13 protein-coding genes are annotated in these 11,790 nt (G+C 64.0%); all 13 read left to right on the top strand.

Annotation, left to right across the window (positions count from 1 at the left end; translation table 11 throughout):
• Positions 1 to 207: 207 nt before the first annotated feature.
• The 13 genes from K8M09_RS01980 to fliQ all read left to right on the top strand — a co-directional run bounded on the left by K8M09_RS01980 (position 208) and on the right by fliQ (position 11,696).
• Positions 208 to 858, top strand: coding sequence for a hypothetical protein (locus tag K8M09_RS01980; protein WP_160787013.1), 651 nt, complete (start codon positions 208 to 210; stop codon positions 856 to 858).
• Positions 855 to 2,090, top strand: coding sequence for a MotB family protein (locus tag K8M09_RS01985; RefSeq protein WP_160787014.1), 1,236 nt, complete (start codon positions 855 to 857; stop codon positions 2,088 to 2,090). The genes K8M09_RS01980 and K8M09_RS01985 overlap by 4 nt, the downstream gene beginning before the upstream one ends.
• A gap of 3 nt (positions 2,091 to 2,093) precedes the next feature.
• On the top strand, positions 2,094 to 3,428 hold the full coding sequence (gene motC / locus K8M09_RS01990; protein WP_160787015.1) for a chemotaxis protein MotC: 1,335 nt from the start codon (positions 2,094 to 2,096) through the stop codon (positions 3,426 to 3,428).
• The gene (gene fliK, locus K8M09_RS01995) at positions 3,425 to 4,753 is read left to right on the top strand and encodes a flagellar hook-length control protein FliK (protein ID WP_160787016.1); all 1,329 of its coding nucleotides are present in this window, start codon (positions 3,425 to 3,427) and stop codon (positions 4,751 to 4,753) included. The genes motC and fliK overlap by 4 nt, the downstream gene beginning before the upstream one ends.
• On the top strand, positions 4,677 to 5,255 hold the full coding sequence (locus K8M09_RS02000; protein ID WP_160787017.1) for a transglycosylase SLT domain-containing protein: 579 nt from the start codon (positions 4,677 to 4,679) through the stop codon (positions 5,253 to 5,255). Before fliK ends, K8M09_RS02000 begins: the two co-directional genes overlap by 77 nt.
• A 281-nt stretch (positions 5,256 to 5,536) precedes the next feature.
• Positions 5,537 to 6,211 (top strand): transcriptional activator Rem, encoded by a 675-nt coding sequence (gene rem, locus K8M09_RS02005; RefSeq protein ID WP_160787018.1) that lies wholly within the window; start codon positions 5,537 to 5,539, stop codon positions 6,209 to 6,211.
• Positions 6,212 to 6,320: 109 nt separating this feature from the next.
• Entirely contained in the window at positions 6,321 to 7,616 is a 1,296-nt protein-coding gene (locus tag K8M09_RS02010) for a flagellar hook protein FlgE (RefSeq protein ID WP_160787019.1), read from the top strand.
• 42 nt (positions 7,617 to 7,658) lie between these two features.
• On the top strand, positions 7,659 to 9,113 hold the full coding sequence (gene flgK, locus K8M09_RS02015; RefSeq protein WP_160787020.1) for a flagellar hook-associated protein FlgK: 1,455 nt from the start codon (positions 7,659 to 7,661) through the stop codon (positions 9,111 to 9,113).
• Positions 9,114 to 9,116: 3 nt separating this feature from the next.
• Entirely contained in the window at positions 9,117 to 10,172 is a 1,056-nt protein-coding gene (locus tag K8M09_RS02020) for a flagellar hook-associated family protein (protein WP_160787021.1), read from the top strand.
• A gap of 38 nt (positions 10,173 to 10,210) precedes the next feature.
• Positions 10,211 to 10,561, top strand: coding sequence for a flagellar biosynthesis regulator FlaF (gene flaF, locus K8M09_RS02025; protein WP_160787022.1), 351 nt, complete (start codon positions 10,211 to 10,213; stop codon positions 10,559 to 10,561).
• Positions 10,558 to 11,004, top strand: coding sequence for a flagellar biosynthesis repressor FlbT (flbT, locus tag K8M09_RS02030; protein ID WP_160787023.1), 447 nt, complete (start codon positions 10,558 to 10,560; stop codon positions 11,002 to 11,004). The genes flaF and flbT overlap by 4 nt, the downstream gene beginning before the upstream one ends.
• Entirely contained in the window at positions 10,998 to 11,420 is a 423-nt protein-coding gene (flgD, locus tag K8M09_RS02035) for a flagellar hook assembly protein FlgD (protein WP_160787024.1), read from the top strand. Before flbT ends, flgD begins: the two co-directional genes overlap by 7 nt.
• Before the next feature lie 9 nt (positions 11,421 to 11,429).
• Complete coding sequence (gene fliQ, locus K8M09_RS02040) at positions 11,430 to 11,696, top strand: flagellar biosynthesis protein FliQ (protein WP_160787025.1); 267 nt, start codon at positions 11,430 to 11,432, stop codon at positions 11,694 to 11,696.
• Positions 11,697 to 11,790: the final 94 nt, after the last annotated feature.

Consider the following 11,790-nt stretch of genomic DNA (forward strand, 5'->3'; position numbering starts at 1 on the left):
ATCTTCATCCTCGCACAAGTTTGAACCCCTAGGTTCGGTGGCACGATCAGGAAGATTGTGCGCCCTCCGCCTCCCGGCGGGGCGCGGTGTCCGAGGAGACAGGTCAGCGGTGTTGTCAGGCAAGAGTGTCCCCATGAGCGAACGTCGAAGCGGCTCGCGGCTGTCCCGCCGGGCCTTCCTTCCGTTCGTCCGGCAGGAGGCGATGGCATGAGCACCCATCTCGCCCGCTATCTCAAGGATTTCAGCACGCCGCGCGCGCCCGCGCCGGTCTTCCAGCCGCCGAGCTTCGCGCAGGAAAGCGCACCGGCAATGGCCGAACCCCTTGCTCTCCTGCCCGCCCTGCCGGCGGTGGATGTGGAGGCCGAAAGGGCCGCCGCGCTGGCGGAAGGCCGGGCGGAGGCCGAAGCCGAGCTTCAGGCCAGGCACGAGGCCAGCCTTGCTGCCCTGAAGGAAGCCCACAAGACCGAGATCGAGGCGCTGAAGGCGCGCTACGAACAGGACTACGCGGCGGCGCTCGCCGAGCGGTTCACTGCGCTGACGGGCGAGGTGGCCGATCAGGTCGCCGCGCAGACGGCGCAGGTGCTTGCCCCCGTCATGAGCCAGGTGCTGACCAAGGGCGCGGTCTCCGACCTCGCGCGCCTCGTCGCCGAAGGCCTGAAGGACGGCGAGGGCATGACGATTACGGTGAAGGGGCCGTTGAACCTCTTCGAGCAGTTGAAGTCGCACTTCGAGGACCCCATGCCGGTGTTCCGGCATGTCGAGGTGCAGGATGTCGATCTGACGGTGGAATTCGGCGACGCCGTCCTGGTAACGCGGATGGCGGCCTGGGCTGACACCGTACGCAAGGTGCTTGCATGAGCGAAGGCGAAAATCACCACCACGGCAAGAACGAGATCATCATCGTCAAGCGACATGGCGATCACGAGGGCGACCACCATGCGGCTGCCTGGAAGATCGCCTATGCCGATTTCATGACGGCCATGATGGCGTTCTTCCTCGTCATGTGGCTCGTCAATGCCGCCAACGAGGAGACCAAGGCGTCGGTCGCCTCCTATTTCAATCCGATCAAGCTGACGGACGACAAGCCGGCGGACAAATCCGTGAAGAAACCCGCCAACAGCAAGGAAGGCGAGGCGACGCAGGACAAGTCCAAGGAGCAGGGCCAGCAGCAGGCGAGCGGCAACGGCGCGGAAAAGGGCAAGGACGAGAACACCACGGCCGGTGAGGAAACGAAATATTCCGAGGCCGACTTCTTCTCCAATCCCTATTCGGTGCTGTCCGAGATCGCGCAGGAAGTCGGCCAGCAGGCCAATGTCAGCGCCAAGGGCGAGGGCGGCGCGGCCAGCTCCGGCCCGGCCACCGGCGCCAGCGGCGGCGAGGCCTATCGCGACCCGTTCGATCCCGATTTCTGGACGCAGCAGGTCGAAATCTCCGAGGCGACCAGCGCCGGCAGCGAGACCAAGGCGCAGGAAGGCAAGCCCGGCCAGCAGACGATGGCGGCGGTCGATGCCGACAGGACGGTCGAGGAGGCGCTTGCCAAGGCGGATGCCGAAGAGGCCGTGAAGAAGGCCGAGGAAGACAGGCACGAGGCGGACAAGAAGGCCGACGAGGCTGAGAAGGCGAAGAAGGACAAGGATGCCGACGCGCTGAAGAAGCAGATCGCGCAGGAGATCGGCGCTGTCGGCAAGCTTGCCGAGGGCCTCAGCGTCACCCCCGCCGAAGGCGGCCTCCTCGTCAGCCTCACCGACCAGCTCGACACGACCATGTTCAATGTCGGCTCGGCCGTGCCGCGACAGGAAATGGTGCTCGCCATGGAGAAGATCGGCAAGATCCTCGAAGGCAAGCCCGGTGCCATCGCCATTCGCGGCCATACGGACGCGCGCCCCTTCGCCGGCGGCAAGAACGACAACTGGCGTCTTTCCCTCGACCGTGCGCAGAGCGCCTATTATATGCTGGTGCGCGGCGGCCTCGAGGAGAAGCGCGTCAGCCAGGTCACAGGCTTTGCCGACCGCCGCCTGAAGGTGCCGGCCGATCCGATGGCCGCCGCCAACCGCCGCATCGAAATCCTCATCCAGTCCGAGGGCGGCTGATCGATGGGTTTCCTCCGGCGCACGCTCCTGACGGGTACGGTTTTCTGCGCGGCGCTTGCCGCCGGCGCGTCGGCGCGTGCCGAAAGCCCGGACGATCTCGCGCCCTACAAGATGATCCGCTCGCTGCAGTTCGTGCAGGACACGGTTGTGCTCGGCGATCATTCGGCGATGGAGATGCAGCGCTTCCTGCTGACCACCATCGACGAGCGGTTGCGCACCGCCGATCCCTCGATCTTCGACGACCCGCGCAATGTGGATGCCGCGCTCGTCTACGCCATGAGCGGCGGCAATCCCGAGACGCTGCAACTGCTGCTGGAGCGGGATGTCGCCGGCCATTTCGATTCCCGTCTGACCGACACGCTGAGCAATTATCTCGGCGGGCGCGGTAGCCAGAGCGTGAAGTCGCTGGCGGAAATCTTCCCGGAATACAAGCGCTCGCGCGTCGGCCCCTATCTGGCGCTCGTCTCGGCCAATTCCGTCATCCGCAAGGATCCGAAGCTGGCGCTGACCTATTTCGACTGGGCGCGCCTCGTGGCGCCCGGAACGATCCTAGAGGAGGCGGCGCTGCGCCGCTCCATCTCCATCGCCAGCGAAGCCGGCTGGATCGACAAGAGCATGGCCTATGCGAACCGCTATGCGCGGCGCTACCTGCGCTCGCCCTATGCCAGCCAGTTCGCCGATCTGTTCGTCAAGCTCGCCGTCGATCACTTCGATGCGCTGAAGCAGGACGACATTCTCGAAATCCTCTCCTTCATGGACGTGCCTCGCCAGCGCGAGGTCTACCTGCGCATGGCGCGGCTGGCGGCAATCTCGGGCAAGAACCAGCTCGCCAGCCTTGCGGCCGAACGCGCGCAGATTCTCTCGGGCGACGGCGAAAGCGTTCCGAAGGTGCTGGCGGACCTCTATTCGGGGCTGGCCTCCGTGCCCTCCGGCGACGTGGCGTCGGCGATGCAGGAAATCGTCGCCATTCCGGACGACAAGCTGTCTGCCAAGGACAGGGCCTTGAAGGAGGCCGCGCGCGTCGTGGCCGAAGAGGTTTTGCGCGCGCCCGTTGCAAGCGGCGCACAGGAAAAGGCGGCCGTGCCCGCGAAGGCCGAGGACCCGTCCTACGAAGGGCTGAGCGAGGCCGAGGCGGCAGCGGACCGGGCGATGGACCCGCGCGCGGGGGCGCAGGAAACGCCGGTCGCCGTCGAGAGGCCGGAGCATGAAAAGCCGGAACAGGAAAAGCAGGCGCAGCAGGCGGAAGCGGGTGACGACCCGGCCTTCGACAATTTCGTGTCGACCGGCCGGTCCAAGCTCGACGAAATCGACGCGCTCTTGAAAGGAGAAGGCAGTTGAGCACCATCGGCAGCGGGGTTCTGGGCGCCGTTCAGGCAGAGGCGCCAACCAAGGGCAAGGCCGGCCACGGCAAGGCGGGCGAGGCATCCGGCGGCGGCGATTTCGCCATGGCGGTCGAGAGCCTTCGTTCCCGGGACGGGGAGGGCGGCCGCCTGTCGATCTCGGGTAATGGCGATCGGGCGGGCGGCGCAGGGGCCAAGGCCGGTCATCGCGACGCGCAGGCCCTTGCCGAAGCGCTGGGCAAGGCCGGCGGCGATGTTCTGGAAGAGGGGAAGTCTTCGCTCGACGGGAAGACCAGAGGCGCGGCGCAAGCCGGCGGCAGGACCCGCATGGAAGGTCATGAGGCGGCGGGAAATACCGAAGCGACCGAGGGTGAGGTCGATCCGAACGCGTCGGTGGCCGGCGAAACGGATGTCGGCAATCTTCTCGACCTGCTAGCGACACCGAACGCGGCCTTGCCGCATGCCGGCGCCAATGGCGCGGCCGCCTTCGGCATCGCACCGGAGGGTAAGATCCAGTCCGCCGGCAAGACGGCGGCCAAGGCCGACATGGCCGGCAAGGCGGATGCGGCCGATACCGTCGAGGCGGATGGCGGCGAGGTGCCGCAATCGGAGACTGACAAGCTCTTCCGCCTCATCCGGGCGGATGGCAAGGGCCGCGATCTCGATGTGAGCATCGGCGACGAGCGTGCGTCCTTCCGCGACGCCAGCCCCACCGGACCGAAGGGCGAGACGGTGACGGTGGTCGATTCCCGCCGCTATATCGGCCTCGCGCAGGCCGGCAATGCGGCGGCGGTGACGAGCGCCATCACGCAGGACCCCGAATGGACCGCCTCGCTCAGCGCGACGGGCGGCCTCAGCCATTCGGAAGCGGCGGCGACCGGCAAGGTGGTCAACACGCTCAAGATTCAGATGCACCCGATCGAGCTTGGCCTCGTGACGGCGACGCTGCGCCTGCATGGCGACGAGCTGGTCGTCTCGCTGCAGGTGGAGACGGGCGAAGCCTACCGCCAGCTTGCCGACGATCAGGACGCCATCGTGCGGGCCTTGCGCGGCCATGGCTTTGCGGTGGATCAGGTCTCCGTGCAGCTTGCGCCGGCCGATCGCAGCGCCGGCACGCAGGGCGACGGGCAGGGCCAGCAGGCCCAGCAGCAATTCTCCAGCCAGCCGCAGGCCCGCGAGGGCGGCAACGGCCGCGGACAACGCGGTGACGAAGGCGCAGGCACGTTCGGACGCGAGGGAAGGTCCCATGAAGGCAACGTCACGGAAACCGCTGCTGGCCTTGCTGGCGGCCAGTCTGGGCGCTCTGGCGGCGTCTATCTCTGACGCCTCGGCCGCCGTCGGCACCTGCGAGCGGGAAATCCTCGCCGCAGCCGCCAAATACGACATTCCCGCCGGTATCCTCTATTCGGTCGGCCTTACCGAGACCGGCCGGAAGGGATCGCTCCAGCCCTATGCCCTGAACGTGGAGGGCAAGGCCTATTTCGGCGGGAGCCGGGAGGAGGCGCTGCGCACCTTCGAGGCGGCGCGGGCGAGTGGTGCGAAGCTGATCGACCTCGGCTGCATGCAGATCAACCACCACTTCCATGGCGACCAGTTCGCCTCGCCCGCCGAGATGTTCGACCCGCACAAGAACGTCGAATATGCGGCGGCATTCCTGGCCCGCCTGCATGCCCGGCACGAGACATGGACCATGGCCGTCGCACGCTACCATGCCGGCCCCAACAACGACCCCGCGCAGAAGCGCTATGTCTGCCGGGTGATCGCCAATCTCGTCGCCACGGGCTACGGAAGCTGGACACCGAACGCGAAAGCGTTCTGCCAATAATTCCCTCAAAGGTTGAGATTTCGCCTCCCGGAAGCGCTGTCCCGTAATGTGGCAGGAATGCGCTTACTTTGGGGCGTGCAAGGCTGCGCGTTAACCTTTGTTAACTTTTCCACCGTAAAATTGTGGCGTTGGCGAGGTGTGGCCACTATATATAGATCAAATCGGCACGCAAATCTTAATCAACTGTTAAAATCAGCCAATTAGTTCCTCTAGTTGCCGGTGATTCGCCCGATTCGTACCACTGCCTGAACGAAACACCACACTGATTCGGAGGCGGACGAATGATCGTAGTGGTTGATGAGCGCGAGCTCGTTAAGGACGGCTATACTTCTCTTTTTGGTCGCGAGGGCGTGCCCTCGACGGGGTTCGATCCCCGTGAATTCGGCGAGTGGGTCAACACCGCCGCCGATTCGGACATCGACGCGGTCGAAGCATTCCTGATCGGCCAGGGCCAGCTTTCCATGGAGTTGCCGCGGGCCATCCGCGATCGCTCGCAGGCCCCGGTGATCGCGGTCAGCGACACGCCGTCCCTGGAAACCACGCTTGCCTTCTTCGACAGCGGTGTCGACGATGTCGTGCGCAAGCCGGTCCATCCTCGCGAGATTCTGGCCCGTGCGGCGGCCATCCGGCGTCGCCTGAAGGCGCTCGCCAACTACACCGATATCGGCCCGATCCGCGTCTTCTCGGACGGCCGCGATCCGGAAATCCAGGACGAGGTCTTCCCCCTGCCGCGCCGCGAGCGCCGCATTCTGGAGTATTTGGTCGCCAACCGCGGTCGCCGTCTTTCCAAGACCCAGATCTTCAACGCGATCTACGGCATCTTCGATGAGGACGTCGAGGAGAACGTCGTGGAAAGCCACATCAGCAAGCTGCGCAAGAAGCTGCGCAAGAAGCTCGGCTTCGACCCGATCGATTCCAAGCGCTTCCTTGGCTACTGCATCGACTGGCAGGGCTGAGATCCGTTACCGGGTCGGAGGGGAGGGGACCCCTCCAGCGGTCCCGGCAGCCAGCTTCACGCAAGGCCCGTCCCATAGGGTCTGAGCACGAGACGAACGGGGAAATCCAATGAGCCTTTACGGTACGATGAGAACGGGTGTTTCCGGCATGAATGCCCAGGCCAACCGCCTGAGCACGGTCGCCGACAACATCGCGAATGCGAACACGACGGGCTACAAGAAGGCCTCGACCCAGTTCTCCTCGCTGATCCTGCCCACGACCGGCGGCGCCTACAATTCGGGCGGCGTCACCACGGATGTGCGCTATTCCATTTCCTCGCAGGGCACCTTCACCTACACGACGTCGACGACGGACCTTGCCATCAACGGCAAGGGCTTCTTCATCGTCAACGGCTCGGATGGCGTCGAGTACCTGACCCGCGCCGGCGCCTTCACCGTGATGGACGACGGCACACTGAGGAACTCCGCCGGCTTCACGCTGATGGGCTACCCCTATTCCTCGACCGAGGACCCGACGATCGTCATCAACGGCTTCGCCGGTCTCGAAGAGATCAACCTCGCTTCCGGCGAACTGAACGTGAAGGCCTCCGAATCGGGCTACCTGCACGTCAACCTGCCGTCGAACGAGGACGTAGGCTTCAAGAAGGCGACCTCGCTGGTCGCCTATGACAGTCTCGGCAACACCCGCAAGCTCGACTTCACCTATACGAAGGTCAGCACCACCGCCGGCCCGCCGCCGACCAGCGACTGGTCTGTCGGTGTGACCTACACGGACCCGGTGACCGGCGATATCTACGACATGATGAGCGGGACGAACCCGCCGGGAACCATCGCATCGGCGGACCTGGCAACGACCAAGACGCTGACCTTCGGCGCAGATGGTAAGCTTGACCTTACCACGAGCCCGGCGGACCTCGTCCTCGACGAGCTTCCGATCGACGGCGCGATCCTCAATCCGCTGACGGTCTCCATCGGCGGCGCCAGCGGCGGCAGCACCCAGCTTGCCGCGTCCTTCGCGGCCAAGGGCGACATCGACGGCATCGGCCCGAGCGGCGTGTCGGGCTACGAGATCAGCGACGACGGCATCGTCTACCTGAAATACGAGAACGGCGACCTTGCGCCGAAGTACCGTATCGCGATGGCGAACGTGCAGAGCCCGGACAACCTCAAGCCGCTCGCCGGCAACGTCTATTCGCAAAGCCCCGATTCGGGCGTCATCGTCATGGGTTATGCCGGCAACGGCGGCTACGGCACCATCATCTCGGGCGCGCTGGAAGACTCCAACGTCGATATCGCCGAGGAGCTGACCAGCATGATCGAATCGCAGCGTAACTACACGGCGAATTCGAAGGTCTTCCAGACCGGCTCGGAACTCATGGAAGTCCTCGTCAATCTGAAGAGATAAGGCGCTTTAGCCGCGCAAGCATTCGAGAATTAGGTAGAACCGATGTCGCTTTCAACAGCAATGAAGACTGCACAGTCCAGCTTCTCCAACGTGGGGCTGCAGTCGGCCGTCGCGTCGAAGAACATTGCCAATGCAAGCAACCCGGCCTACGCGCGCCGCGCGGCGATCCTCGCCACGGCGTCCTCGGGTGCCACCGTGGTGGAAACGCAGCGCGCCCAGAACGAGGCGCTGCTGAAGCAGAACCTGCTCTCGATCTCCAAGGCAGGCGGGCAGGACACGCTGCTCGCCGGTCTCACGCAGATGAAGATGATGCTCGGCGGCGAGGATTACGAACTCGCCCCGTCCACCTATCTCGCCAAGCTGCGCGACAATCTCCAGACCTTCGCCGACAAGCCGAACGAGGTCTCGCTCGCCGAGACCGTGGTCTCGGATGCGATCGACGTCGCCAATTCGCTGAACAGCACCTCGCTGTCCCTGCAGAAGCTGCGCGCCGAGGCGGACGCGGATATCGATACGGCGGTGGTCGAGCTGAACCGCCTGCTCAAGGAATTCCGTACCTATAACGACCAGGTCCGTCAGGGCACGGCCGCCGGCACGGATGTCAACGACGCCCTCGACCAGCGCGACAAGCTGCTGACCGAAATCTCGGCCATCGTCGGCGTCAACACCGTGACCCGCACCAACAACGATCTGGCGCTCTACACCAGCGACGGGACCGTGCTGTTCGAGACGGTCGAGCGCAGCGTGTCCTTCCAGCCGACGACGACCTACACGGCGACGGTGACCGGCAATCAGGTGCTGATCGACGGCGTGCCGGTGCAGGCCGGCGCGGGCGGCAATACCAGCGCGCGCGGCTCCATCGCGGCACTGCTCCAGATTCGCGATCATACGGCCCCGACCTTCCAGGCCCAGCTCGACGAGATGGCGCGCGGCCTCATCAACATGTTCTCCGAGAACACCGCCGGCGGCGTGGTGGACGGCCTGTTCGTCCGCAACGGCCTCGCCGTGGGCGACGACCTCAGTGTTACTGCCGTCGTTCCGGGTCTTTCCACGGTGATCAAGGTCAACCCTGACGTGATCACCAGCCAGGGCGGCAACGCGATGCTCCTGCGCGACGGCATCTACGAGACCTTCAACAATCCCGGCGGCGATCCGCTGGCGAGCTTCTCGGACCTGCTCAACAATTATGCGTCGGCCTTCGAAGCGCCGATGACGTTCGACACGGCCGCAGCCATCGACACGACGGGGACGATCCTTGCCTTCTCGAGCGGTTCGGTCGGCTGGCTGGAGGAAATCCGCGGCGCTGCCACCACGGCGGGCGACGACAAGAATGCATTGCTGGGCCGTACCCAGGAAGCGTTGCAGAACGTGACTTCGGTCAGCCTCGACGAGGAGTTGGCGCTGCTTCTCGACCTCGAGCAATCCTACAAGGCGTCGGCGAAACTCGTGGCGGCGGTCGATGAGATGATCACCGCGCTCCTACAGGCGGCAGGCTAAGTCATGAAGGCTTCCTTCGTTTCCAACATGTCCCTCCAGAACGCCATGCGGCTCACCGTGTCGAAGGCGCAGAAGGAGATGGTGCAGCTCCAGGAGGAGACGGTTACCGGCCGTCACGCGGATGTCGGCGCCACGCTCGGCGCCAAGACAGCGCGCACGCTGAACCTGCATCGCGATCTGCAGCGCATGGAATCGCTGAAGAGCACCAACGCGCTCACCACCCAGCGCCTCGCCGCCTCGCAGGAAGCCCTCGGCAAGATGTCGGAAGCGGCGAACGGGGCGATGGAGGTGCTGATCGCGCTGTCCGGCATCACCACGGCCGACCAGCTCGATCTGGCGCAGAAGAACATGGGCAACGCGCTCTCCACCTTCACGGCGGCGGCCAACACGTCCTTAAGCGGCGAATATCTCTTCGCCGGCATCAATTCCGACGTGATCCCGTTCAAGGATTATTTCGAGGGTTCTCCGGCGTCCGACGCCAAGACCGCCTTCGACAATGCCTTCTTCGTGCATTTCGGCTTCACCCAGACCGATCCCGGCGTCGCCGATATCACGCCGGACGATATGAAGGCCTTCATCGACGATCTGGAAACGAGCTTCATGGGGCCGGACTGGCAGACCAACTGGTCGACAGCCTCGGACGAGAACATGCAGAGCCGCGTCAGCGCCGCCGAAACGGTGCAGAGCTCGACCAACACCAACACGGAAGGCATGCGCTACATGGCGCTCGGCCTCGTGCTCGGCCAGGAGCTGCTGGCGCTCGGTACGACCGAGCAGACGCGCAAGACGGTCAGCGACGCGGCGATCAACTATATGGGCCGCGCTGTTTCCGGCGTCGACAGCGAGCGCTCCAAGCTCGGCATTTCCGAATCCCGCGTCACGCAGGCGAATGTCTCGCTCAACGCGCAGATCACCATCCTGGGCACCAGCATCAAGGACATGGAGGGTATCGATACCTATGAGGCCGCGACGCGCGTGACAACGCTCGAATCGCAGCTCTCGCTCGCCTACACGCTGACTTCGAGGATCCAGAATCTCAGTCTGCTGAATTACCTCTGATGAACCAGAGGGTACGGACACACATGAAGGATGTCTGAATGTACCAGTTTTCATACGCCGAGATCATGGAGGAGGGGGTTACCGTCTCCAAGGATCGGGAACGGCAGGTTCTCGACCGGTCGATCGCGCTTCTGAAGGCGGCGATGGCCAGCGGGGAAAGCTACGGCAAGGAGACGGTCGAGGCCGTCTACTTCACCCGCCGGGTCTGGATCCGCTTCATCGAGGATCTCGGCAACCCGGAAAATCAGCTCGAGGAGGAGCTGCGGGCCAATCTCATCTCGATCGCCATCTGGATTCTCAAGGAGGTCGAAAAGATCCGCAAGCGCGAATCCTCGAATTTCCAGGGCATCATCGACATTACCACCATCATCAAGGATGGCATCAAATGAAAAGTACACTGCGTATATCGCTGAAGTCGGGTGAGCGCATTTTCGTCAACGGCGCGGTTCTCAGGGTCGATCGCAAGGTCGCCATCGAATTCCTCAACGACGTGACCTTCCTTCTGGAAAACCACGTCCTGCAGCCGGAACAGGCGACCACGCCGCTCCGTCAGCTCTATTTCATCGCGCAGATGTCGCTGATCAACCCGGAAGGCGCCGAGCAGTCGGTCGCCATGTTCCGCAAGTCGGTCATCATGCTGCTGTCGTGCTTCAAGAACGAGGAAGTGCTGGCCGAGCTGAAGCGCGTCGACGCCCTCGTCACGCAGGGCCGCGCCTTCGAGGCGCTGAAGGCGATCCGCGGTCTCTACCCGATCGAGGACCGCATTCTCAACAACCACGAAATGGCGCCGGCCACGATTGAACAGATCCGCAGGGAGATCGCACCATGGTAGACACATCCGCCGTCGGCTCCGCGACTTCCAGCGGCTACATGCCGTCCGTGACGGCCGCCGATTCCACCAAGGCCACGAAGGACGCGACGCTGAACTACGAGAGCTTCCTGAAGCTGCTCGTGGCGCAGATGAAGAACCAGGATCCGACCGAGCCGATGGACGCGACCCAGCAGATGGCGCAGCTTGCGACCTTCTCGCAGGTCGAGCAGACCATCAAGACGAACAAGAACCTGGAAAGCATGCTTCAGCGCACCTCGCTGCAGGAGGCCAACTCCGTCATCGGCCGCACGGTCGTCAGCAACGACGGCGCGACGTCTGGTGTCGTCAAGGAAGTGACGCTATACAACGACGGTATCGTTGCGACGCTTGATTCGGGCAAGAAGCTTGTCATCGGACCCGGCGTAACCGTGAAGTGACCCTATCCCGTGAATGAGGCAGACGCCCTCGACATAGCGCAGGCAGCCATCTGGACGGTCGTCGTGGCCTCCGGTCCGGCCGTTCTCGTCGCCATGCTCGTGGGCGTCGCCATCGCCTTCGTCCAGGCGCTGACGCAGGTGCAGGAAATGACCCTCACCTTCGTGCCGAAAATCCTCGCGATCTTCGTGACGATCGCCATCTCGGCCCCGTTCATCGGCTCCCAGATCTCCATCTTCACCAATCTCGTCTTCTCGCGAATAGAATCCGGATTCTAGCTCACTTTCGCGCAAGCTTCGTTCTGTACTTCATCGGGTGAAATGGGCGACGCGTGTGACGCGCCGCTGCCTCTCATGATGAGACGGGACGCAT

This window comes from Shinella zoogloeoides (assembly GCF_020883495.1).
Classification (GTDB): domain Bacteria; phylum Pseudomonadota; class Alphaproteobacteria; order Rhizobiales; family Rhizobiaceae; genus Shinella; species Shinella zoogloeoides.